A 23,044-nucleotide genomic window follows, 5' to 3' on the forward strand; every position below is an offset into this window, starting at 1 on the left:
TTCAAAAGATCGAGCGTGCGCCGCAGGCGCACTCCGCTTGGTCAAGACTGATAAACCGCGCTCACCTCAGCCCGGATGATCCGGGCGATCAATCGACAATCCTCCCGGGAAAACGTCAAAGGCACGCGCATATCCATAATGCCGGCCAGAACGCGGTCACTTTCAGGCATCCGCTCGCTATCGAAATATCGCCAACTGTCATAGCGCGACGTGAAACCTGTCGGTTCGGCACCGCCGAACCACTTCAGCTCAACCCCACGCGCGGCGCAACGGCTGATGACTTCGGCTATCCGTTCAGGCACCCAATCCAGCAGCAAGAACTGAATCGAAGACCCGACATAGGTTTCTTCTTCGGGCCGTTCGACGATCGTCAGACCCGGCGTGCCCCGCAACCCGGCTTCGATCTCGCGATAACGTTCGTTCCACCGTTCCACCTGCCGGTCCAGATCCCGCAATTGCGGGCGCAGGATGGCGGCGCGCAAATTGTCCATCCGGCCCGAGACGTTGGGCGTGGTGTATTTGATCCGTTCGAACACGTCCGGCCCCGGCGCCGCAAGATGGCGTTCGTACAGCATGTAGGACCCCGACAACATCGTAGCCTTGGCCGCCAGTTCCTCGTCATCGGTGACCAGCAAGCCCCCTTCGCCCGAATTGACATGCTTGTAGGTCTGGCAGGAATAACACCCGATCGCGCCCTGCCGTCCTGACAACTGACCGCGCCAGGCTGCACCCATCGTGTGTGCGCAATCCTCGATCACGATCACCCCGGCCGCGTCACACATCTGCATCAGCCGGTCCATATCACACAGATGCCCACGCATATGGCTGAGCATCAGAACACGCGCTTGATCCAGCTTGCCCTCTAGATCATCCAGATCGATGGTCAGCTCTTCCGTCACTCCGACAAAAATTGCCCGCCCTCCGACCGAGGCAATCGACCCCGGCACCGGCGCCAGCGTAAACGCATTGGTCAAAACCGGGTCGCCCGGCTGCACGTCAACCGCACGCAGGGCCGTGGCCAGAGCGTAACCGCCAGACGAAACCGCCAGACAGTATTTGGCCCCCATCTGCGCCGCAAATTCCTGCTCCAGCAGGGCCGTTTCCCCCAACTCTCCGGGGACGACATTGTATCGATGCAGACGCCCATGGCGCAGAACGGCCAGTGCCGCTTCGATTGCTTCTTCCGGAAGGGGTTCCTGCTGCGTAAAGCTGCCAGAGAATACGTCGGTCATGGTCTTGTTCTGAGGCTCCGAAAGGGTCCGGTCAAGGTTTCAGGCTGCCGCACCGATCAGATCAGGCACGAGGCCGGGCAAGTCATCAAAATGATGCAGAAGGGCTTCGGGTTCCAGCGCCGCCATGTCATCCCCCGATGGCCCGAAGGTAACCAGCACCGAAGGAACGCCCGCCGCCCTGGCGGTGTTGCGGTCGGTATCCGAGTCTCCGACCAGCACGCACAAGTCCGGATCGCCCCCGGCACGGCGCGCGGCTTCACGCAACGGCGCCGGGTCCGGTTTGCGGACCGGCAGCGTATCTGCCCCGACCAAAGATGCAAAACGGTCCCGCACCCCCATGCGTGTCAGCAACAATTCGGCCAGATGTTCCGGTTTGTTCGTGCAAATGCCCACACCGTAACCCGCGTCACTCAGCATCTCGACCGCCTGTAGTGCGCCGGGATAGAAACTGGTGTGGGTGTCGATGTCCTGCGCGTAGGCCTCAAGAAGAACCGGGTAATAGGCCTGCACCGTATCCTCGTCATAGGCCCCGACTCGTTTCAGCCCGTGGGTCAGCATCATGCGTCCACCTCGCAGCGCCACACCGGAATCCGGCCCGTGGACCAGTACATCCCCGTGCCCCATCTTGCGGAAACAATGGTTCGCGGCCGCCAGCAAATCGCCGGATGTATCCGCCAAAGTGCCGTCCAGATCGAAGATGACGGTGCGCATTTCGCCCCCTTGCTCGGCAGGTTTTCGCCGTGTCCTGTTTCAATCGGCAATCTTGTTTGATGGCCGAACGGCTTGCGCCTTTGACCTCAGCGGATAAAACGGACCGCAACAAAACACAAAGAGAAAACGAATTCATGACCACTGCCCTTGTCATCCTTGCCGCCGGAAAAGGCACCAGGATGAATTCGGACCTTCCCAAAGTTCTGCATCCCATCGCTCAGGTTCCGATGCTGATCCATGCGATGCGCGCCGGATCTGTCCTGTCGCCCGAACATACCGTGATCGTCACCGGCCACGGGTCCGAAGCTGTGGCAAAGGTTGCACGGGCCGAGGATGAAGGGGCGCAGATCGCCGTGCAGGAAGACCAGTTGGGTACGGCCCATGCGGTCGCCCAGGCCCGAAGCGCATTGAGCGGGTTCGAAGGTGATGTGGTTGTTCTTTACGGCGACACCCCGTTCCTGCAGCCCGACACGCTGGAAAGGATGATCGAGGCACGGTCCGGGAATGACCTTGTTATTCTTGGCTTTGAAGCAGCCGATCCTGCCCGTTATGGCCGGCTGGTCATGAATGGCGACGTGCTGGAACGCATTGTCGAATTCAAGGATGCGTCGGATGAAGAACGATCCATAACATTCTGCAACTCAGGGCTTTTGGCCTGCAATGCGCAGCTGCTGTTTTCGCTGATCGACGAGGTCGGAAACGACAACGCTTCGGGCGAATACTATTTGACCGACGTGGTTGAAATTGCGCGCCGCCGTGGGATGAACGTGACCGCAGTCGCGTGCGACGAGGCGCAGACGCTGGGCGTGAACTCTCGCGCTGATCTGGCGGCCGCCGATGCCGTATTTCAGACGCGCGCCCGTGCCGAGCTGCTTGACCTGGGTGTCACCTTGATGGCGCCTGACACGGTGTATCTGGCCGCGGATACGGTGGTCGGGCGCGATACGGTGATCGAGCCAAATGTGGTGTTCGGACCGGGCGTCACGGTCGAAAGCGGCGCAACGATCCGCGCCTTTTCGCATCTTGAGGGCTGCCATGTCAGCCGGGGCGCTGTCGTCGGCCCCTACGCGCGCCTGCGCCCTGGTGCCGAACTGGCCGAAAACACGCGGGTCGGCAACTTTGTCGAGATCAAGAATGCCGAAATCGCCGAAGGCGCGAAGGTCAATCACCTCAGCTATATCGGGGACGCTTCGGTTGGCGCTGCGACCAACATCGGCGCAGGCACGATCACCTGCAACTATGACGGCGTGATGAAGCACAAGACCACGATTGGGGAGAATGTCTTTGTCGGCTCGAACACCATGCTGGTGGCGCCGGTCACAGTGGGCGACGGCGCGATGACCGCGACGGGCACTGTCGTGACCAGGGATGTGGACCCTGATGCGCTGGCTGTTGCGCGGGCCAAGCAGGAAAACAAGCCCGGATATGCACGTAAATTGTTTGATATGTTGAAGGCGAAAAAGGCTCGCCGCGATAAAAAGGCCTGAGATATGTGTGGAATAGTAGGTGTTTTGGGGCAGCACGAGGCCGCCCCTATTCTGGTAGAAGCCCTGAAACGGCTTGAATATCGCGGCTATGACAGCGCCGGGATTGCAACCGTCAACGACGGCGCATTGGGCCGGCGGCGCGCGGTTGGCAAGCTGGTCAACCTCAGCGATCTTCTGGTGCATGATCCTCTTCCCGGAAAATCCGGCATCGGCCATACCCGCTGGGCCACGCATGGCGCCCCGTCGGTCAACAATGCACATCCGCACAAGGCGGGACCGGTGGCCGTCGTTCATAACGGCATCGTCGAAAACTATCGCGACCTGAGGGCCGAACTGGCCGAACATGGTGTTGATTTCCAAACCGAAACCGACACGGAAACGGTCGCCCTCATGACGGAACACCACCTGAACTCGGGCCTGTCCCCGGTTGAGGCCGCGTTCAAGACGATCGACCAGTTGGAAGGCGCCTTTGCGCTGGCCTTTCTGTTCGACGGAGAGGACGACCTGATCGTGGCGGCCCGCAAGGGATCACCGCTGGCCATCGGACATGGGGATGGTGAGATGTATGTGGGCTCTGACGCCATCGCCCTGGCGCCTCTGACCAACCAGATCACATATCTGGAAGAAGGCGACCGCGCGGTTCTGACGCGAACATCGCTTGAAATCCGCAACGAAGCCGGTGAGTTGGCCAACCGGGAAAAGCGCAAGATCAAGCTGGATCATACGCGCGCGGACAAGGGCGAGCACAAGCATTTCATGGCCAAGGAAATCGCTGAACAGCCCATCGTTGTGGCAGAGGCGATCCGGTCCTACCTGCCCACGGGTGGTGACCGCGTGGCACTGCCCGATGCCGATCTGGATTTCAGCAAGCTGGACCGTCTGACCATGGTGGCCTGCGGCACCGCGTTTTACGCCTGCCTGACCGCGAAATACTGGTTCGAGCAACTGGCCAAGATGCCGGTCGAGGTCGATATCGCCAGCGAGTTCCGCTATCGCGAGCCTCCTATCACGGATCGAACACTGGCGCTTTTCGTCAGCCAGTCGGGCGAAACCGCCGACACGCTGGCCGCGTTGCGGTACTGTGAGGGCAAGGCAGACAAGATCGTTTCGGTCGTCAATGTCCCCGAAAGCTCGATTGCAAGGGAAAGCGATATCGCCTTGCCGATCCATGCCGGTGTCGAAATCGGCGTGGCTTCGACCAAAGCCTTCACCTGTCAGCTGAGCGTGCTGCTGATGCTGGCGCTCAAGGCCGCAGCAGACCGGGGCACGATGACGGGTGAGGACATCGCCGATCATGCCGCCGCTCTGCGCGGGTTGCCGACCGTGTTGAACGCCGCGCTCGATCAGAACCGGGCGATCCGCAAAGCCGCCCAACGCCTGTCCGAGGCGCGCGACGTCCTGTTTCTGGGCCGTGGCCTGATGTATCCGCTGGCAATGGAAGGCGCGCTTAAGCTCAAGGAAATCAGCTATATCCACGCCGAAGGTTATGCGTCAGGAGAGTTGAAACACGGCCCCATCGCCCTGATCGACAAGCATATGCCCGTGGTCGTCATGGCACCCCGTGACACCGTGTTCGACAAGACCGTGTCGAACATGCAGGAAGTGATGGCGCGCAAGGGCAAGGTGATCCTGGTCTCTGATGATGACGGCATTGACGAGGCCGGCGACGGAGTCTGGAGCACCATCCGCATGCCGCATGTTCACACCAGTCTTGCACCGATCCTGTATTCGGTTCCCGCGCAATTGTTGGCCTATCACACGGCGGTTGCCAAGGGCACCGATGTGGATCAGCCGCGCAATCTGGCCAAGTCGGTCACGGTGGAGTGAATTATGGCCAAGCAGTTCCCGCAGCTTGAGGAAGCGCATCAAAAGTTCATCGAAGATCAGCATATGTTCTTCGTCGGCACCGCCGGGGCCGAAGGTCGTGTCAATATTTCCCCCAAGGGAATGGATTCGCTGCGGATATTGGGGCCGAACCGCATCGTCTGGATGAACCTGACCGGCAGTGGCAATGAAACGGCGGGGCATCTTTTGCAGGTCAACAGGATGACGCTGATGTGGTGTTCCTTCACCACGCGCCCGATGATCCTGCGCACCTACGGCACGGCACGTTGCCTGCATGTCGGGGATGATGGATGGGACGACTTTGCCGGCCTGTTCCCAAATCACCGAAGCGCACGGCAGATCTATGACCAGACGATCGACATGGTGCAGACCTCTTGCGGCTATGCCGTGCCTTTCATGGAATTCCAATCCGACCGCGATACGATGCAGAAATGGGTGGATGGAAAATCAGACGAGGACATCCGCTCGTATTGGGTGGAAAGGAACAGCCATACGATTGATGGAAAGCCAACCGGCGTACCGATGTGAGCCCGATGCTGAGTGGATATCTAGATCAGATCAAAGCGCATGGTGACCCCGAGCGGGCGACCCAGATGGCCAGCTACCACAAGGCGGATCGCATATATCTGGGCGTCGCGAACCCGGTTCTCAACGACCTGACCAAGGCGTGGAGGAAAGAACTGGACGTACCGGCGCGGGTCGCATTGGCGGACGGGCTATGGCAAAGCAACATCCACGAAGGGCGACTTGCTGCATCCAAGCTTTTGACTCAGGCACGCATCCGACCGGATGGGGCCGTTTGGAATTTGCTTCAAAGCTGGCTGCCGGATTTCGATGCCTGGGCCGTTGCGGACCATGCGTGCATGGCGATGCAAAAACGGCTTTCAGCAGAATCCGAACGGTTGGACGAGGTTGAACTGTGGACCCGGTCCGATCACATGTGGACCCGGCGCGCGGCCTTGGTCGCAACCCTGCCCTGGACCAAACAGAACCACCCCAAGCCTGACGATCTGCACCGCCGTGACCGCATCCTTGGCTGGGCTGCGGGATATGTTTCGGACCGCAACTGGTTCATCCAGAAATCCATAGCCTGGTGGCTGCGCGAACTGTCCAAACATGACCCAGAACGCGTGATCGCCTTTCTGAACCAGAACGGTGATGCCATGAAGCCGTTTGCCCGCCGTGAAGCAGGCAAATACCTGAAAAATCAGTCCACATAGACCTCAAGCTCGACAAGTTCGTCGAAGGGCACCAACAGGGCCCTCATGGCGTCCAGTGACAAGCGGCTGCCGCTGCTGTCCGGACCGGGAACCGGGACCAACGTAATATAGGCCTGCGCCCCGGTTCGTGGCACGACGACACGTGCCGTAACTTCGCTGTCCACCAGCGGTGTCTGCATCCAACGCCCCGGAGTGGTCGGATCCCCAAGCCCGGCGATGGTGGTTTTCGCCCCAACCCAGTTCGGGCGCGCGGAAACCGGTTCGGGCTGCAACACCTCTTCGGCAACTGCGGTGCCGGCTTCCGTGTCAGGCACCGTTTGGGCGGGCGCGTCGCCCCCGCCGAACACTCGGTCAGTCGTTGACTGCACGGCATCGCATCCGGCCGTCATTACGCATGTCAAAACAAGTATTTTCTTCATGCCGGAAACCTACAACCCTGCGCCCAGCTGTTCCAGCGCAAAGCACAGTTCGCCCTTGTCGCGAGCATGTTCCAGCTTTACCTATAATGGCATGACAGCTCCGCTAATCGACCCGTTTGCCCGCGCCATCACGTATCTCCGCGTCTCCGTCACGGACCGCTGCGACTTCCGCTGCGTGTATTGCATGTCCGAGAACATGACCTTTCTGCCCAAGAAAGACCTGCTGACTTTGGAGGAACTGGACCGGATGTGTTCGACCTTCGTCAGAATGGGGGTCGAAAAGCTGCGCATTACGGGTGGTGAGCCTTTGGTGCGTCGCAACATCATGACGTTCTTCAATTCGATGACACGTCATCTGGACAGCGGTGCATTGAAGGAGCTGACGCTGACAACCAACGGATCGCAACTGCACCGATTTTCCGATGATCTGTATGCGGCCGGTGTGCGTCGGGTGAATGTCTCGCTGGACACTCTGGATGATGACAAGTTCGCCAAGGTGACGCGCTGGGGTCGCCTGAAACAGGTTTTAAACGGAATCGACGCCGCGCAAAAAGCTGGCCTGCGGATCAAGATAAACGCCGTTGCCCTGAAAGGGTTCAACGAGCCCGAACTTCCCAAAATCACGGAATGGTGCGCCCAGCGGGATATGGATCTGACCTGGATCGAAGTCATGCCCATGGGTGATATTGGCAACGAAGACCGCCTGGATCAATACTGGTCGCTCAAGGACGTCCGGAAAGAATACGAAAACCACTATTCGGTCACCGATCTGGCCGAACGCAGCGGTGGCCCGGCCCGTTACGTGCGGCTCGAGGAAACCGGCCAGAAAATTGGCTTCATAACGCCGCTGTCGCACAATTTCTGTGAAAGCTGCAACAGGGTTCGCCTGACTTGCACGGGCGAGCTTTACATGTGCCTGGGTCAGGAAGACATGGCCGACCTGCGCGGCGCCCTGCGCGATCATCCCGATACCGAACAGCCACTTGAAGACGCAATCCGATCTGCGATCAATCTCAAACCCAAAGGGCATGACTTCGACTATTCCCGCCAAGCCGTCGATGGCCGGATGAGCCGTCACATGAGCCATACAGGCGGCTGATATGCCGGATCATGACGGCCGCCCCACGGCGTTGTACCATGTGTACTGCGCCCTAACGTCTCTGGCCGCGCCTCTGATATGGCGGGTCGTTCGGAACAAGCTGCGTGCAGCAAACGTACCTGATAAGCGGCAACAAGAACGCCTTGGCCATGCCAGCCTGCCCAGACCAAATGGGCGTTTGATCTGGTTCCACGCCGCCAGCGTCGGTGAAAGCCTTTCGGTCCTCAGCCTGATCAGACGGCTGGCAGACCGCCTGCCCGAGGCCGAGTTTCTGATCACCTCCGGCACCCCGACTTCAGCGGCACTGATCGGAAAACGCCTGCCGCCCCGTACACGGCATCAATTCCCGCCGCTTGACACGGCAGGCCCGGTCCGGCGCTTTCTGAACCATTGGCAACCAGAGGGCGGGGTTTTCGTCGAAAGTGAGATTTGGCCGCGTTTGATCGTCGAAAGCGCCAGACACGGCGTTCCGCTGGCCCTTCTGAATGCACGACTGTCGGACAAGTCCGTTGCCGGTTGGAAAAAACGCCCCAGAACAGCGCGGTTCGTTTTGAACAAGTTCAACCTGTTCCTGACGCAAAACGACAAAACCGCAGCCAACCTGACAGCCATGGGTGCCCCTGCCGGCCGCGTCCGGCCCGGCACCAATCTCAAGGCCATGTCAGACCCTCTTCCCATAGACCACGGCACGCTGGATGACATCGGTTCTCGGATTTCTGGCAGACCTGTGTGGATCGCCAGTTCAACCCATGCCGGTGAAGAGGAAATCGTTCTGGCCGCGCATCAATCACTTCTGGAACGCTGGCCCGATCTGCTGCTGCTGCTGATCCCCCGCCACCCAGAGCGCCGTTGCGATATCGCAAAACTACTGGACGCCTCCGATCTTAGCGCCGCGTTCCGATCAGAAAGTTCCCCGATCGAAACCGAAACCCAGGTATATGTCGCCGATACATTGGGCGAGACCGGCACATGGTACGCTCTGTCTCCCATCGTGTTCCTGGGCGGTTCCCTGAAAAACATCGGCGGCCACAACCCTTTCGAACCGGCCCAGGCCGGAGCCGCCGTGATAACCGGCCCTGGATACTTCAATTTTGCTGAAACTTTCGCGCCGATGATCAAAGCCGGTGGCGCCATCGAGGTTCGAACCGAAACAGATCTCTCTGCGGCGGTCGACCTTTGGCTTTCAGACGATCAAGCCCTGACCCGGGCCCGCAGCGCCGCCCAATCCTGCGTCCAGACGCAAAGCAACGCACTGGACTCCGTCGTGGAAACGCTTTGCTGTTCACTCAACCTGACGTGATCAGGCGGGATCTTTCTTCATCTGGCCAAAAGTATCCCGGGGGTGTGGGGGCAGAGCCCCCACCCGCCCCATCAGGCCGCCGGCATCCGCTGCTCGACGATCTCTGCCCACCAGCTGCACCCGGCGGGAATCGCCTCATCGTTGAAGTTGTATTCCGGGTGGTGAACCATGGCCGTATCGCCGTTACCCACGAGAATATAGGCGCCAGGGCGCTCCTCCAGCATAAAGGCAAAATCCTCGCCGCCCATGACCAAAGGCGCATCGTCGCAATCGCCGGATACCGACCGGGCAACAGCTGCGGCAAACTCAGTCTGCTCTTCACTGTTCACCATCACCGGATACCCACGGATGTAGGTCACATCGGCGGTGCCTCCGAACGTTGCCGCCACACCATTGCAGATCTCATTGATCCGCTTTTCGGCCAGATCCCGCATATCCTTGCTCATGGTGCGCACGGTACCCTTGATCTGAACAGTCTGCGGGATCACGTTGAACGCTTTCGACGAGGTCTCGAACGACGTCACCGACACCACGACCTGATCGATCGGATCGGCATTGCGCGAGGAAATCGTCTGAAGCGCCAACACCGCCTGCGCGGCCAGTACCGTGGTATCTACTGTTTCATGCGGCTTGGCAGCATGACCGCCGCGCCCTTCAAAAGTGATGTCGAACTGATCGGTTGCGGCAAAGAAAGAACCGGGACGGATGGCGAACTTGCCCACAGGTTGACCCGGCCAATTGTGCATGCCGTAGACTTCCTGAATATTCCAGCGGTCCATCATGCCATCTTCACACATTTCACGACCACCGCCGCCGCCCTCTTCGGCAGGCTGGAAGATTACAACAACCGTGCCATCGAAATTGCGGGTTTCAGACAGGTACTTCGCCGCACCAAGCAGCATCGCCGTATGGCCATCGTGGCCGCAGGCATGCATTGCGCCCGGCGTTTTCGAGGCATAGTCCAACCCCGTCGCCTCATGGATCGGCAGCGCATCCATATCTGCGCGCAGGCCGATCACCTTTCCCTTGCTGTCCGACTTGCCTTTGATCACCCCCACGACACCGGTACGTCCGATACCGGTCACCACCTCATCGCAGCCGAACTCCTTCAGCTTCTCGGCCACCTTCGCGCTGGTGCGGTGGGTCTCAAACAGGATCTCTGGATTTTCGTGCAGATCCCTTCTCCATTCCGTGATTTCATTCTGCAATTCGGCAAAGCGGTTTTTGACTGGCATGTCTATTCTCTCCTAATTCAGTTCAAGCCGCCGGCATTCGGCGCTCGACCATTTCTGCGAACCACGAACATCCGATCGGGATGATCTCGTCGTTGAAATCGTATTCAGGGTGGTGCAACCCGGCGCTGTCTCCGTTGCCCAGAACGATGAAAGCTCCGGGCCGTTCCTCCAGCATGAACGAGAAATCCTCGCCCCCCATCACCATCGGCGCCTCGATGCAGCTGCCCCCGACCGAGACTGCGGCCTCTGCCGCATATCCGGTTTGGGTTTCGGCATTGATCGTCACCGGAACGCCGCGCGAGTAATTGACGTTCACGGAACCACCGAATGTTGCTGCAATCCCTTCGGCGACCTCTTTGAGGCGCTGTTCGATCAGATCTCGCATCTGGTTGGAATGGGTTCGGACCGTGCCGCGTATCTGCGCCGATTGCGGGATCACGTTGAACGCTTTCGATGACGTCTCGACAGACGTCACCGAAAGCACGGCTTGCAGGATCGGATCGGCATTGCGCGACACGATCGTCTGCAATGCCACGATCAGTTGTGACAGCATCACCGTCGTATCGACCGTTTCATGGGGTTTTGCAGCGTGACCGCCGCGCCCTTCAAGATGGATATCAAACTCGTCCGCTGCGGCCAGCAAAGGGCCCGAACGGATCGCGAACTGCCCGGTCGGCAGGCCCGGTACGTTGTGCATCGCATAGACTTCCTGAATACCGAACCGGTCCATCAGACCGTCCTTGCACATGGCCTCGGCGCCATTCCCGCCCTCTTCAGCAGGCTGAAAGATCACGATTGCAGTGCCATCGAAATTGCGCGTCTCAGAGAGGTACTTTGCCGCCCCCAAAACCATGGCGGTATGCCCGTCATGCCCGCAGGCATGCATCGCGCCTGATGTCTTCGAGGCATAGTCCAGCCCGGTCTGTTCCTGCATCGGCAGCGCATCCATGTCGGCGCGCAGGCCAATCACCCGGCCCTGCGTGTCGCTCTTTCCCCGAATGACCCCGACCACGCCGGTGCGACCGATGCCTGTAACGACCTCATCACAGCCGAATTCCTTCAGCTTTTTCGCCACCAGCGCGCTGGTGCGGTGCGTGTCGTACAGAATTTCCGGATGTTGGTGAATGTCACGCCGCCAGCCTGTGATCTCTTCGTGCATCTCTGCAAGGCGGTTTTTGATCGGCATGTCACTCTCCCTCAAATTATGCCACGGGCAATCGTCGTTCCACGATCTCGGCAAACCAACTGCAACCGGCGGGAATCGCATTGTCGTCAAAATTGTATTCCGGGTGATGGCACATGGCCGTGTCCCCGTTCCCGATAAAGATGTAAGCTCCGGGCCGTTCTTCAAGCATGTAGGCGAAATCTTCCGACGGCATGATCGGATCAGTGCTGTCATTGACCTTGCCCGCCACGGCCTCGGCCGCCTCGGCAGCGTATGCCGTCTCAGCCTCGGAATTCACAGTCACAGGATAGCCGGGCGACCAGACGACATCTGCCTTTGCGCCGAAGGCCGAGGCCGTATCCTCGGCGATCCTGCGAACGCGCTCTTCTGCAATGGCGCGGTATTCGGGGTCGAGCGTCCGGACGGTCCCCTGCAAGCGGACGGTATGCGCGATCACGTTTGACGCGACACTGTCCGTTTCAAACGTACCCACGGTCAGCACCACGCGTTTGATCGGATCCACGGTGCGCGCCACGACGGATTGCAACGACACGACGATATGCGAGGCCACCAGCGTGGTGTCTACCGCGTCATGCGGTGCAGCCGCGTGTCCGCCCTTGCCGGTGATCGTGATTTCGAATTCATCAGATGAAGCCAGCAATGCGCCGGGTCGGATCGCGAATTCGCCCACCGGCAACCCCGGCATATTGTGCATGCCATAGACCTCATCAATGCCCCAGCGGTCCATCAGGCCGTCCTGACACATGGCCAGACCGCCTGCGCCACCTTCTTCAGCGGGCTGAAAAATCAGAACAACGGTGCCATCGAAGTTTCGGGTTTCAGCCAGGTACTGGGCGGCCCCAAGCAGCATCGAGGTATGCCCGTCATGCCCGCAGGCGTGCATCTTGCCCGATACGGTCGAGGCATAGTCCAACCCCGTCGCTTCTTCGATCGGCAATGCGTCCATGTCAGCGCGCAATCCGATCACGCGCCCGGTCGTATCCTGCCGTCCCCGGATCACAGCCACGACACCCGTCCGGCCAATTCCCGGCGTGATCTCATCCACACCAAATTCCCTGAGACGCTCGACAACGAAAGCAGCCGTTTCATGCACGTCATACATCAGTTCAGGATGTGCGTGCAGGTGGCGGCGCCACTTGGTAATGTCGCCATGCATCTCTGCAAGTCTGTTTTTGACTGGCATCTCAAGACCCTCCCCTGAACCACTGAGGCCACGTTGAATGTTACGGCGCGCTCAGCCTTTTAACCAATCGTTGCATGAACCCATGCCCAGCTTCGAATTGCGCGATCGATATGAACTCGTTCGGCTGATGAGCCTGCGCGATATCGCCGGGGCCGCAAATCACGGCTGAATACCCGGCCGCCTGAAACTGCCCCGCCTCGGTCCCATAGCTGACGACGTGACTTGCGTTGTCCCCGGTCAGGGCGCGCACCAAAGCTTCGGCCTCTCCATCCTGTTCGGGCACCAGCCCCGGGATCGCGAAATGTTCAGACAGTTCGATGCGCGCATCGGGGTGAACGGCCTGCATCCGTGCTTCGACCTGGCGGACCTGTTCGATATAGGCATCGCGCCATTCAGCCTGCGTTTCGTCCGGCACCGTGCGGAAATCCATCATGAAAGTGCAGTCTTTGGCGGTGATGTTATGGGCTGTCCCGCCTTCAATCATGCCGACATGACAGGTTGTCCACGGCGGGTCAAATACGGCTGCGATTTCGCTCGGCTCAGCAGCCATGCTTTCGGCATTTCGGTGATTTGCCCAATCAATCAAAGGCGCCGCCGCCATGATCGCGTTCACGCCAGTGTGCATGATCGAGCTGTGCACTTCGAACCCGACGATATGTGTATCAATGCCGAACCCGCCCTTATGCCCCGTCACCGCCTGCATCATCGACGGCTCACCCACTATCACTGCCGATCCCTTGGGCAGAACCTGTTGCATTGCTTCAATCATCGGCGGCGCACCGGTGCATCCGACCTCTTCGTCAAAGCTGAGCGCCAGCTGAAGCGGCCGGCTGATATTGGCATAGTGTGCTTCGACCAGAGCCCAGATGGCCAGGGCGTCAAACCCCTTCATGTCGCAGGTGCCGCGACCGAAGTACTTGCCGTCTTTCTCGGTCACCGTGAAAGGATCAGTGTCCCACGGCTGACCGTCCACCGGCACGACATCCGTGTGACCGGACAGAACCACCGCACCTTCTTCCAATGGACCAACATGCGCAAAGATCGCGGCCTTGTGCGGTTGGTCCGGATCTGGCCAGCGGTGGCTTTCGATTCCGTGGCCTTGCAAGTAGTCCTGAACCCAATCCACCAGCGGCAGATTGGTATCACGGCTTACGGTCGGAAATGAGATCAGCTGTGTCATGATCTCAAGCGGAGTCAGGCGTTTCGCCATTTGGGTCAATACCCGCTGTCCGTGGTCAGAATGAAGTGCCCTGCCTCAACCTCTTGATATTGCGAAGGTTCCGGCGTGTAGTTGGTGGGATGAATAGGAGAAGGGATCGGTTTGAAATTCAGATCCTTTTCCGATTTCCGCTTGTTCGGGTCTGCGATCGGAACCGCCTTCATCAGCGCCTGCGTATAGGGATGCTGCGGGTTCTCGAACACCCGCGCCCGGGGCCCGAGTTCGACAATGCGCCCCAGATACATGACCCCGACATAGTGGCTGACGCGTTCGACAACGGCCATGTCGTGGCTGATGAACAGGTATGACAGGCCCAGCTCGGACTGCAATTCCATCATCAGGTTCAGAACCTGCGCCTGCACCGACACGTCAAGGGCCGAGACCGCCTCATCCGCAATGATCAGCTTGGGGTTCAGGGCCAAAGCGCGAGCAATTGCAATCCGCTGACGCTGACCGCCCGACATTTCATGCGGGAAGCGACGCATGAAGCTGCGCGGCAATTGCACCTTGTCGAACAATTGTGCCACGCGATCCTGAAGTTCGGATCCCGATGCCACACCATAATTGCGCATCGGCTCGGCCACTTGGTCGACCAGCTGCATCTGCGGGTTTAGCGACGCGAACGGGTCCTGGAAAATCATCTGCATGTCCAGCCGCGCCTTGCGCAAACCAGATGGATCAAGCTTCATGATATCGACACCGTCCAGATCAATCTCGCCCGCCAAAGGCTCAACCAGCCGCAGGATCGAGCGCCCAGCCGAAGACTTGCCGCACCCGGATTCCCCGACAAGACTGAGCGTCTGACCTTTGTTCAGAGTGAACGAGACATCCTCGACCGCATGAACGTTCGAAATCGTGCGCCGCAAAAGCCCGCCTTTGACCGGGAACCGTGTTGTCAGGTTCTTGACGGTCAGCAGAACCTCTTCCGTACCCGGAATTGGTGCAATTTTCTGCCCTTCGACCCCCAGCAGCTTCATCGGCTCGGGCGCAGATTTACCCTGCATCTCGCCCAGTTTCGGCACCGCGGCCAGAAGCGCCTTGGTATAGTCGTGCTGCGGGTTTTCAAAGATTTCCTTGACCGTGCCTTCTTCGACCTTGTTGCCGCGGAACATCACCACCACGCGGTCAGCCATCTGGGCAACCACGGCCATGTCGTGGGTGATGAACATCACCGCAGTTCCGGTTTCTCGCTTGAGGCGGTCCATCAAGGCCAGGATCTCGGCCTGAATGGTCACATCCAGCGCCGTGGTGGGTTCGTCGGCGATCAACAGGCGCGGCTCACAGGCCATCGCCATCGCAATGACAACACGTTGGCGCATCCCGCCCGACAACTCGTGAGGGTATTGTTTCAGACGGCGCTCGGGCTCTGGGATACGGACCTGACGCAGCAGTTCCAGCGCCCGTTGCTCGGCCTGCGCCTTCGTCATGTCCTTGTGGATGCGCAGACCTTCGGTTAACTGCCGGCCCACGGTGAAAACGGGGTTCAGCGCGGTCATCGGCTCTTGAAAGATCATCCCGATCTCGTTGCCGCGAATCTGTTTCATCAGATCCTGATCAGCCTTGGCCAGGTTCATTTTTTCGCCATCGCGGCGATCAAACAGCAGTTCGCCGCCCGCGATTTCGCCGCCACCAAACTCGACCAGACGCATCAAAGACAAAGATGAAACCGACTTCCCCGAGCCCGATTCGCCAACGATACAAACGGTTTCGCCTGGTTTGACCTCGAACGAGACGTCCTCAACACCAACAACGGGACCGTCCTTTGTCTGAAACTCCACCCGCAGTTTTTTGATTTGAGCAATAGGCTGATCCAGCACGTGCGCGCTCCCTTGACGAGGTAATTCTTGTTCTGAGTGCCGAACGCTACGGCGGGCCACCGGGAAAAGTCAAACCCATTACACATTTTCGCGACGGCACCACTTGCATTTTTCTCAAGTTCTGTTTCGATACCCAACGTAACCGCCTTGGGGAAGCAGCGCCGACGGAATCCGTTAGCGCTATTATCGTGAATGATCAAAACCTTACCCCGAAGCGGCAACGCCAAACCCGCAGGCCTTGCGGAGATAATCGAGACACGAACGTGTCCAATTCGGGAGTGACTTATGAAAATCAAAACCCTTTTGCTTGGTGCGATCGCAAGCACGGCAATGGCCCCGATGGCCTTTGCCGAGCGCGGTTCGGACGGCAATGTCAGCATCATCTATTGGCAGGCTCCGTCGATCCTGAACCCGTTCCTGTCCGGCGGTACGAAAGACGTGGAATCAGCCTCGCTGGTGATCGAGCCACTTGCACGCTACGACCAGGACGGCAACATGGTGCCATTTCTGGCGTCTGAAATCCCGACCGTGGAAAATGGCGGTGTCAGCGAAGACCTGACGTCGATCACATGGAAAATCGCGCCGGGAATCACGTGGTCTGACGGCTCTCCGTTCACCGCTGCTGACGTGAAGTTCACCGCTGATTACTGCATGCACCCGGAAGGTGGCTGCGCACAGGTCACCAAGTTCGAAGGCGTCACCTCGGTCGAAGCTGTTGATGACCTGACCGTCAAGGTCACATTCGACGCACCGACCCCCTTCCCCTATGGCCCGTTCGTCGGCGGTGAAAGCCCGATCCTGCAAAAGGCCCAGTTCGAAAACTGCATGGGCGCCAAAGCCCCCGAATGCACCGAGCAGAACTTCAACCCGATCGGCACCGGCCCCTTTGTCGTCACCGAGTTCAAGCCGAACGACGTGATCACCTTCAAGGCCAACGACAACTATCGTGATCCGGCAAAACCTGCCTTTGCGACCGTGACCTTCAAAGGCGGCGGTGACGCGACAGCTGCTGGTCGTGCTGTCATGGAAACTGGTGAGTTTGACTATGCCTGGAACCTGCAACTGGCTCCGGAAGTGATCGCTCAGATGCAGGAAGGTGGCAAAGGTACGCCGGTTGCAGGCTTCGGCCCGCTGGTCGAGCGCATCATGCTGAACCAGACCAACCCGTCGCCCGAGCTGCCTGAAGGCGAGCGTTCGACAGCAAAGCATCCGCATCCGTTCCTGAAGGACCCGGCCGTTTACAAAGCCATGTCCATGGCCATCGACCGTCCGCTGTTGGTGGAAATCGGCTATGGTCAGGCTGGTAAAGTGACCTGCAACTGGGTTCCGGCCCCTGCTGCGTTCAACTCGACCTCGATGACCTGTGACACCCAGGATATCGAAGGCGCCAAGAAACTGCTGGATGATGCCGGCATCGTCGACACCGATGGCGACGGCGTCCGCGAGAAGGATGGCGTTCCGCTGAAGATCGTCTATCAGACCTCGACCAACGCCGTCCGTCAGGACTTCCAGGCGCTGATCAAGGAATGGTGGAGCCAGATCGGCATCGAAACCGAACTGCGCAACATCAACGCATCGGTCTTCTTCGGTGGTGACCCGGGCTCGCCCGACACGTTCCAGAAGTTCTATGCCGACGTTGAAATGTACGCCAACACCTTCAACGGCACCGACCCGCAGTCATATCTGGGCAACGGCCTGTGCGACAAAGCTCCGCGTCCTGACTCGCAGTGGCAGGGCGAAAACATCAGCCGCTTCTGCAACGAAGAGTTCGACAAGCTGCACGCTCAATTGGCCGAAACCGCTGGTCTGGAAGCGCGTGCGGAAATCGCCAAGCAGCTGAATGACATCATGGTTCAGAATGGTGGTATGATCCCGCTGGTTCACCGTGGTCGCCTGTCGGCGCATGCAAACACCCTGGGTGGCGTTGTCCTGAACGTTTGGGACAGCGAGCTGTGGAACATTGCGGACTGGTACCGCAAGACCGGTTCCTAAGCACTGACCTTGCAAAACCGCGCCCCGATCGTTATCGGGGCGCGGTCATTTGCATCCCACCCCAACAAGAAGACGCATATAAAGGCGCCTCTTAATGCTTAATTTCACAATCAGACGACTGGTGCTGGCCGTTCCAACGCTGCTGTTCATCAGCCTCGTCATCTTCCTGCTCCTCGAACTCGCACCCGGCGATCCGATGGCGCAGGTTCCGCTCACCGTTCCCCCCGAAGTCAAGGAAAAGATGCGCGAGGCGCTTGGCCTTGGCCAGCCGATGCATATCCGGTTCTGGAAGTGGATCGTGCAATTCTTCTGGATCGAACCGCAGGTTCTGATAGACCACATCTTCGGCACCAGTTTTTCCGCAGGCGACCTGCGTGTAATATCCTGGCAGACCCGCTCGCCCGTCATGGACATCGTCGTTCAGCGTATCCCGCAGACCCTGTGGGTTGTCGGCACCGCCTATGTTGTCGCCATCCTGATCGCGCTGCCCATCGGCATCTATTCGGCCTATCGCCAGTATTCCTGGTTCGACCAGATGGGCACCTTCGTGTCGATGGTCGGCTTCTCGGTCCCTCCGTTTTTCTCGGGCGTTCTGGTGATCGTGATCTTCTCGGTCCAGTTGGGCTGGTTCCCGTCGATCTATGACACGACCCATGTGGTCAACAGCTGGGACAGCTTCGTCGTGCAGCTGAAGCAGATGATCATGCCGGTCATGGTGCTGGCGTTGCAGATCACGGCACAGCTCAGCCGTTTCATGCGCGCCTCGATGCTGGACAATCTCAACCAGGATTACGTTCGCACCGCCCGCGCCAAGGGGCTCAGCGAATACACGGTCGTCATGGTCCACGTCCTGCGGAACTCGATGATCCCCGTGGTCACGGTCATTGCACTGGGCATTCCGGCCATCTTCGGCGGCGCCATCATCACCGAGCAGGTATTCAAGGTGAATGGCATCGGCCAGTTGCTGATTGGCGCCATTCAGGCCAATGACCTGCCAATGGTGCAAACCCTGACCTTCATCTTTGCCGTGCTGATCGTGTTGTTCAACCTGATCGCCGACGTCCTGTATGGCATTCTGGACCCGAGGATTCGCTATGACTGATCACGACAAATCAGACACGCTGATCCCCGACGAAGGTCTGGCCCCGGCATCCACCGCGCTGCCAACCGCTGATGTGATGGAGGAACTCACGACCCCGCCGCGCAGCCAATGGCGCGACGTCTGGGATCAGTTCAAGACGCACAAGGGCGCCATGGTGGGTGCGGTGCTGTTCATCCTGATCGTGGCGGGCGTCTATCTGGGCCCCTATCTCTGGAGCATCGATCCAACGCAGATCGATATCCGGGCCCGCAATCAGGGGCCAAGCTGGGCGCATCCCTTCGGCACCGACCAGTTGGGCCGGGATATTCTGGCGCGCATGATGTCGGGCGGTCAAACCTCGGTATCGGTGGGCATCACCGCGATGCTGCTGGCACTGTTCCTGGGATCGTTCATCGGCGTTCTGGCCGGGTTCTTCAAACGGCTGGATGGTCCGCTCATGCGTCTGACAGACCTGTTTCTGGCCCTGCCCCTGCTGCCCTTGCTGCTGGTCATGATGCTGCTGTTCCGCGAGCCCCTGTCGGCCGCGTTCGGGTTGGAGCGAGGGATCTTCATCCTGATCGTCTGCGCCATCGGCATCACCTCATGGATGCCGACCGCACGGATCGTGCGCGGTGATGTGCTGGCCATCAAGGAACGCGAATTCGTTCTGGCGGCACGCTCCATCGGCACCAGTAACAGTCAGATCATCACGCGGCACATTCTGCCCAACGTGCTTTCACCGATCATGGTGTCCGCGACGCTGGGGATTGCCACGGCGATCATTACCGAAAGCGCGCTTTCCTTCCTGGGTCTGGGCTTTCCGCCCGACTTCCCGACATGGGGCCGCCTGCTGTTCGACGGAGTCGATTACCTACAGCAATACCCCGAGCGTGTGTTCTGGCCTGGTCTGGCAATCTCGCTGACTGTCCTGAGCGTCAACTATCTGGGTGACGGTCTGCGCGACGCACTGGATCCCCGCATTCGCGGACGCTGAGACAAGTTCAGCCGGCGCGCCTCAGCGCGCCGGCCAACAGCACGATCAGAACGGCCAATGGCAACAGCACGGCGAATGCCAGACGCAGGCCGAACACTTCCGCCAAAAAGCCGATCAACGGCGGACCGATCAACAGCCCCCCATACCCCAATGTCGCAACACTTGCGATGGCTTGCCCCGGCGGCACATTCGGATCGCTGGCCGCCCGGCTGAATGCCAGTGGCATGATCACGGCATAACCTATTCCCATCAATGCAAAGCCGGCCAGCACGGGCAGGATCGTTGCTGTTGAAACCACCATAAAAACACCAAACGCCGCGCAAATACCGCCGAACCGGGCGGAAACGACTGGACCGAACCGGATAATAACAAGCGCGCCTGCAAGTCGAAACGCCACCATGGTTACTGAAAACACCGCATAGCCCAAGGCAGCGACGCTTTCCGACGCCCCCGTAATGTCACGCAGATATATCGCGCTCCAGTCTGCCACGGCCCCTTCGCCCAACGCTCCGCACAAGGCGGCTATGCCAACCAGTATCAACGCGCCGGATGGCAAGGCGAAGACCGTACTCTGAGGCTCTTGGGATTGGCGCGAGGTCCAGCTTACCCAGGATGACGCAAGCGCAAGGCCAACAACCACGCCACCCGCCAACAGGAAGTGCACAAGAACCGTCAGCCCCATCTGAACCGCGGCATAACCGCTGAGCGCGCCAAGACCTGCACCAAGGCTCCACATTGCATGGAACGAGGACATAACGGGTTTGTCATATGCCTGCTCTACCTCGGCGGCCCATGCATTCATCGCAACATCCATCGACCCGTGGAAGGCGCCAAAGACAAACAGGAACACTGCCAGCCCCCAAAGCCCATCCGCCATGGCCAGCAAGATCAGCGACCCCGTATACAGAATCGCAATGATCCGGGTGATTGCAACAGCGCCGAAACGATCCGTAAGCCGCCCGGTTATCGGGAAAGAGCAGACAGCCCCAGCAGCCATGAACAACAGGCCGAACCCGAGCGCATCATGGGACAGTTCCAAGCGGTCGCGTAAGGCGGGAATGCGCGACGCCCAGATTCCGAACAGGGCACCATTCAGAATGAACATGGCGGCGACAGCGCGCCATGCTGCAACTATGCTTGCCATCCCATGCCCTCGCTCAGCTTACCCAATGCCACCGTTCTACAGGTCAGAAAAAACTTGGCAATTGCTGCTCAACCGAGCCGTTTGCGAATGCGTCGCACCGAGTACCACACCGCGGCGACAACCGGGATCGTAACCGCCGCCGTCAGCATGCCCTTGCTGATGCCAGAGGCCGTCAGCGGATACAAAAGATAGCTGACCAGCGAAACCGCGTAATAGCTGATGGCAACCACGGAAAGCCCCTCGACCGTATGTTGCAAGCGCAGCGCCAGATCAGCCCGACGGTCCATGCTTTCCAGCAACGCCTGATTTTGCGCGCTTCTTTCCACATCCACTCTTGTCCGCAGCAACTCACCCGCGCGGATCGCCCGGTCCGACAAGGCCTCAAGGCGGCGTTCCGTGGATTTCACGGTGCGAATTGCAGGGTCATATCGGCGCATCATAAAATCGGCGAAATTCTGACCACCCTCGAAACGTTCTTCTCGCAACACTTCGATCCGCTGGTTGACGATGGCCTCATACGCCCCGGTGGCTCCGAACCGGAAAGAACACCGTGCCGACAGTGTTTCGAGCTCGATCGACGTTGCCAGCAAATCCTGCAACAACGCGTCAGGCTGCGCCGAGTTGCCTGTCATCTGCCCCATCAATCGGGTGAGTTGCCCATCCAGCTCTCCGATACGCGGCATCAGCTGCTTGACGCGCGCAAAACCCAGCATCGACATCGCCTTATACGTTTCAATTTCGCAAAGGCGCTGAATAATCCGTCCCGTCCGACGCCGTCCGGTGCCCTCGGCCACGAACAAGGCAAAGCGCATGTGACCTGCCGGATCGATCCGAAAATCACTGGCACAAACCGCTGCATCGTCCAACACCCTGGACACGGCCAGGCTTTCCGGCTCGAACCAATCCAGCAGTTTCGATTTCACCACGTCGTCACTTGCGCGTTCAACCACGCGCACCAGAACCGACGTAACCCTTTGACCCGGACTGGCCATCAACCAATCGGGCGGAAAGACCTCAAAGTCAGCCGGGTCAAAGGCGCGTTCACTCACATTCTGCGCGATCGCCGTATAGGTCACGAATTCGGTATGCTGCTCCCACTTCAACCAGTGGCGTCCAATCTGGCCCGCGTAGTGCGTGGCGTCCGGCCGAGGGTGCTGCGCACCGTGGCGATCCAGCAGGTCGATCAAATGAGCCAAATCCTCACGTCGATCGCGCGCCACGGCGGCCTCAGGCTTTTTGATCGCAAGAAAGACCACCGTACAGGGCATTGACGCGACCGGAAACGGTCGAGCATGCAGTTCATTGGCTAGCGCATAGCGAAGGGGATGGTCATCTATCGGTGTCATGTGAGGCTCCGCATCGTCACGCGCACTATACGGCACATAATTGACACATCAATTCTCTTTTTATTTCACGTACTTACAGGGGTACAACGGTATACAACCCTGCTATCTCATTGATTTGGCTGCCACAGCTCGATGGGGTTGCCTTCAGGATCATGGATGCGGGCAAATTTTCCAACTTCGCTGTCCCAGTCAGGATTGGTTTCCACCGTGATTCCAGCCTGCTCAAGCTGCGCCGTCAGCGCGCCCAGATCATCGACACGAAAATTGATCATCCACTGCTGATCGGCCCGCCCGAAATACGCGGTGTCCTCCGCGAATGGCGCAAAGACCGTATAGCCTTCACGCTGCTTCCAAGGCACGGGGTCATAATGATTGACGCCCAGGTGCTTCTCATACCAGGCGCTCAGCGCTTTAGGGTCGCGGGCGCGAAAGAACACTCCGCCAATACCATTCACTTTCTCCATCCTCGACCTCCTGCCATCTGTGCCGCCACCCCAGACTACCACACTCCGCCTGCTTCATCTGGCTGGAAAT

Annotated in this window: 20 protein-coding genes; 9 read left to right on the top strand and 11 right to left on the bottom strand. The window is 59.2% G+C overall.

The features are described 5' to 3' along the window. Positions 1 to 41 precede the first annotated feature (41 nt). Together ACR3E6_RS00095 and ACR3E6_RS00100 are read right to left on the bottom strand one after the other, a co-directional pair. A complete protein-coding gene (locus ACR3E6_RS00095) occupies positions 42 to 1,232 on the bottom strand; it encodes a DegT/DnrJ/EryC1/StrS family aminotransferase (protein ID WP_480485210.1) in 1,191 nt (396 codons plus the stop codon). A gap of 39 nt (positions 1,233 to 1,271) precedes the next feature. Continuing rightward, positions 1,272 to 1,943, bottom strand: a complete 672-nt coding sequence (locus tag ACR3E6_RS00100; RefSeq protein WP_209832581.1) for an HAD-IA family hydrolase — start codon at positions 1,941 to 1,943, stop codon at positions 1,272 to 1,274. Positions 1,944 to 2,077: 134 nt separating this feature from the next. Here ACR3E6_RS00100 and glmU point away from each other — a divergent pair, with 134 nt between their 5' ends. The 4 genes from glmU to ACR3E6_RS00120 are packed head-to-tail and all read left to right on the top strand — an operon-like array spanning position 2,078 to position 6,495. Then, entirely contained in the window at positions 2,078 to 3,430 is a 1,353-nt protein-coding gene (gene glmU / locus ACR3E6_RS00105; RefSeq protein ID WP_480485212.1) for a bifunctional UDP-N-acetylglucosamine diphosphorylase/glucosamine-1-phosphate N-acetyltransferase GlmU, read from the top strand. 3 nt (positions 3,431 to 3,433) lie between these two features. Beyond that, positions 3,434 to 5,257, top strand: coding sequence for a glutamine--fructose-6-phosphate transaminase (isomerizing) (gene glmS / locus ACR3E6_RS00110; protein ID WP_171722947.1), 1,824 nt, complete (start codon positions 3,434 to 3,436; stop codon positions 5,255 to 5,257). Between the two features lie 3 nt (positions 5,258 to 5,260). Further along, on the top strand, positions 5,261 to 5,803 hold the full coding sequence (locus ACR3E6_RS00115; protein ID WP_171631107.1) for a pyridoxamine 5'-phosphate oxidase family protein: 543 nt from the start codon (positions 5,261 to 5,263) through the stop codon (positions 5,801 to 5,803). A 5-nt stretch (positions 5,804 to 5,808) separates the two neighbouring features. Further along, positions 5,809 to 6,495, top strand: coding sequence for a DNA alkylation repair protein (locus ACR3E6_RS00120; RefSeq protein ID WP_480485214.1), 687 nt, complete (start codon positions 5,809 to 5,811; stop codon positions 6,493 to 6,495). On the opposite strand, the gene ACR3E6_RS00125 is transcribed toward ACR3E6_RS00120, so the two are convergent. Further along, complete coding sequence (locus ACR3E6_RS00125; RefSeq protein WP_371732209.1) at positions 6,483 to 6,863, bottom strand: hypothetical protein; 381 nt, start codon at positions 6,861 to 6,863, stop codon at positions 6,483 to 6,485. The genes ACR3E6_RS00120 and ACR3E6_RS00125 overlap by 13 nt on opposite strands. A 142-nt stretch (positions 6,864 to 7,005) precedes the next feature. Between ACR3E6_RS00125 and moaA the strand changes: the two genes are divergently transcribed. Beyond that, the gene (gene moaA, locus ACR3E6_RS00130; protein ID WP_171631101.1) at positions 7,006 to 8,013 is read left to right on the top strand and encodes a GTP 3',8-cyclase MoaA; all 1,008 of its coding nucleotides are present in this window, start codon (positions 7,006 to 7,008) and stop codon (positions 8,011 to 8,013) included. Between the two features lies 1 nt (position 8,014). Continuing rightward, positions 8,015 to 9,313, top strand: a complete 1,299-nt coding sequence (locus ACR3E6_RS00135) for a 3-deoxy-D-manno-octulosonic acid transferase (protein ID WP_480485216.1) — start codon at positions 8,015 to 8,017, stop codon at positions 9,311 to 9,313. 71 nt (positions 9,314 to 9,384) lie between these two features. Here the strand turns inward: ACR3E6_RS00135 and ACR3E6_RS00140 are convergent, their stop codons facing one another. From ACR3E6_RS00140 to ACR3E6_RS00160, 5 genes are read right to left on the bottom strand one after another with little or no spacing between them, the layout of a single operon-like run. Beyond that, positions 9,385 to 10,548 carry a M20 aminoacylase family protein gene (locus ACR3E6_RS00140; RefSeq protein ID WP_171631096.1) on the bottom strand — a complete coding sequence of 388 codons (1,164 nt, stop codon included), beginning with the start codon at positions 10,546 to 10,548 and terminating at the stop codon, positions 9,385 to 9,387. Between the two features lie 22 nt (positions 10,549 to 10,570). After that, positions 10,571 to 11,734: a M20 aminoacylase family protein gene (locus tag ACR3E6_RS00145; protein WP_480485218.1), complete on the bottom strand. Its 1,164-nt coding sequence runs from the start codon at positions 11,732 to 11,734 to the stop codon at positions 10,571 to 10,573. A gap of 16 nt (positions 11,735 to 11,750) precedes the next feature. Then, positions 11,751 to 12,917 (bottom strand): M20 aminoacylase family protein, encoded by a 1,167-nt coding sequence (locus tag ACR3E6_RS00150; RefSeq protein WP_171722942.1) that lies wholly within the window; start codon positions 12,915 to 12,917, stop codon positions 11,751 to 11,753. Between the two features lie 40 nt (positions 12,918 to 12,957). Then, the gene (gene argE, locus ACR3E6_RS00155; protein ID WP_480485220.1) at positions 12,958 to 14,127 is read right to left on the bottom strand and encodes an acetylornithine deacetylase; all 1,170 of its coding nucleotides are present in this window, start codon (positions 14,125 to 14,127) and stop codon (positions 12,958 to 12,960) included. Positions 14,128 to 14,132: 5 nt separating this feature from the next. After that, positions 14,133 to 15,953, bottom strand: a complete 1,821-nt coding sequence (locus ACR3E6_RS00160) for a dipeptide ABC transporter ATP-binding protein (protein ID WP_171631087.1) — start codon at positions 15,951 to 15,953, stop codon at positions 14,133 to 14,135. 285 nt (positions 15,954 to 16,238) lie between these two features. Here ACR3E6_RS00160 and ACR3E6_RS00165 point away from each other — a divergent pair, with 285 nt between their 5' ends. The 3 genes from ACR3E6_RS00165 to ACR3E6_RS00175 all read left to right on the top strand — a co-directional run bounded on the left by ACR3E6_RS00165 (position 16,239) and on the right by ACR3E6_RS00175 (position 20,020). Beyond that, positions 16,239 to 17,945 (top strand): peptide ABC transporter substrate-binding protein, encoded by a 1,707-nt coding sequence (locus ACR3E6_RS00165; protein ID WP_171631085.1) that lies wholly within the window; start codon positions 16,239 to 16,241, stop codon positions 17,943 to 17,945. A gap of 94 nt (positions 17,946 to 18,039) precedes the next feature. Further along, positions 18,040 to 19,047, top strand: a complete 1,008-nt coding sequence (locus ACR3E6_RS00170) for an ABC transporter permease (RefSeq protein WP_171114986.1) — start codon at positions 18,040 to 18,042, stop codon at positions 19,045 to 19,047. After that, the gene (locus ACR3E6_RS00175; protein WP_171631083.1) at positions 19,040 to 20,020 is read left to right on the top strand and encodes an ABC transporter permease; all 981 of its coding nucleotides are present in this window, start codon (positions 19,040 to 19,042) and stop codon (positions 20,018 to 20,020) included. The genes ACR3E6_RS00170 and ACR3E6_RS00175 overlap by 8 nt, the downstream gene beginning before the upstream one ends. 7 nt (positions 20,021 to 20,027) lie before the next feature. Here the strand turns inward: ACR3E6_RS00175 and ACR3E6_RS00180 are convergent, their stop codons facing one another. The 3 genes from ACR3E6_RS00180 to ACR3E6_RS00190 form a co-directional block, all read right to left on the bottom strand. After that, positions 20,028 to 21,164 (bottom strand): MFS transporter, encoded by a 1,137-nt coding sequence (locus ACR3E6_RS00180; protein ID WP_480485223.1) that lies wholly within the window; start codon positions 21,162 to 21,164, stop codon positions 20,028 to 20,030. A 68-nt stretch (positions 21,165 to 21,232) separates the two neighbouring features. Further along, positions 21,233 to 22,510, bottom strand: a complete 1,278-nt coding sequence (locus ACR3E6_RS00185; RefSeq protein ID WP_209832565.1) for a DUF3422 family protein — start codon at positions 22,508 to 22,510, stop codon at positions 21,233 to 21,235. Positions 22,511 to 22,617: 107 nt separating this feature from the next. After that, positions 22,618 to 22,974, bottom strand: a complete 357-nt coding sequence (locus tag ACR3E6_RS00190; RefSeq protein WP_171631075.1) for a VOC family protein — start codon at positions 22,972 to 22,974, stop codon at positions 22,618 to 22,620. Between the last annotated feature and the right edge of the window lie 70 nt (positions 22,975 to 23,044).

This window comes from Ruegeria sp. AL3, from assembly GCF_056536065.1.

Excerpts from the sequence above, each read along its gene's own strand:
- ACR3E6_RS00095 (WP_480485210.1), bottom strand. The coding sequence starts at position 1,232 with ATGACCGACGTATTCTCTGGCAGCTTTACGCAGCAGGAACCCCTTCCG.
- ACR3E6_RS00100 (WP_209832581.1), bottom strand. The coding sequence starts at position 1,943 with ATGCGCACCGTCATCTTCGATCTGGACGGCACTTTGGCGGATACATCC.
- glmU (WP_480485212.1), top strand. The coding sequence starts at position 2,078 with ATGACCACTGCCCTTGTCATCCTTGCCGCCGGAAAAGGCACCAGGATG.
- glmS (WP_171722947.1), top strand. The coding sequence starts at position 3,434 with ATGTGTGGAATAGTAGGTGTTTTGGGGCAGCACGAGGCCGCCCCTATT.
- ACR3E6_RS00115 (WP_171631107.1), top strand. The coding sequence starts at position 5,261 with ATGGCCAAGCAGTTCCCGCAGCTTGAGGAAGCGCATCAAAAGTTCATC.
- ACR3E6_RS00120 (WP_480485214.1), top strand. The coding sequence starts at position 5,809 with ATGCTGAGTGGATATCTAGATCAGATCAAAGCGCATGGTGACCCCGAG.
- moaA (WP_171631101.1), top strand. The coding sequence starts at position 7,006 with ATGACAGCTCCGCTAATCGACCCGTTTGCCCGCGCCATCACGTATCTC.
- ACR3E6_RS00135 (WP_480485216.1), top strand. The coding sequence starts at position 8,015 with ATGCCGGATCATGACGGCCGCCCCACGGCGTTGTACCATGTGTACTGC.
- ACR3E6_RS00140 (WP_171631096.1), bottom strand. The coding sequence starts at position 10,548 with ATGCCAGTCAAAAACCGCTTTGCCGAATTGCAGAATGAAATCACGGAA.
- ACR3E6_RS00145 (WP_480485218.1), bottom strand. The coding sequence starts at position 11,734 with ATGCCGATCAAAAACCGCCTTGCAGAGATGCACGAAGAGATCACAGGC.
- ACR3E6_RS00150 (WP_171722942.1), bottom strand. The coding sequence starts at position 12,917 with ATGCCAGTCAAAAACAGACTTGCAGAGATGCATGGCGACATTACCAAG.
- argE (WP_480485220.1), bottom strand. The coding sequence starts at position 14,127 with ATGGCGAAACGCCTGACTCCGCTTGAGATCATGACACAGCTGATCTCA.
- ACR3E6_RS00165 (WP_171631085.1), top strand. The coding sequence starts at position 16,239 with ATGAAAATCAAAACCCTTTTGCTTGGTGCGATCGCAAGCACGGCAATG.
- ACR3E6_RS00170 (WP_171114986.1), top strand. The coding sequence starts at position 18,040 with ATGCTTAATTTCACAATCAGACGACTGGTGCTGGCCGTTCCAACGCTG.
- ACR3E6_RS00175 (WP_171631083.1), top strand. The coding sequence starts at position 19,040 with ATGACTGATCACGACAAATCAGACACGCTGATCCCCGACGAAGGTCTG.
- ACR3E6_RS00180 (WP_480485223.1), bottom strand. The coding sequence starts at position 21,164 with ATGGCAAGCATAGTTGCAGCATGGCGCGCTGTCGCCGCCATGTTCATT.
- ACR3E6_RS00185 (WP_209832565.1), bottom strand. The coding sequence starts at position 22,510 with ATGACACCGATAGATGACCATCCCCTTCGCTATGCGCTAGCCAATGAA.
- ACR3E6_RS00190 (WP_171631075.1), bottom strand. The coding sequence starts at position 22,974 with ATGGAGAAAGTGAATGGTATTGGCGGAGTGTTCTTTCGCGCCCGCGAC.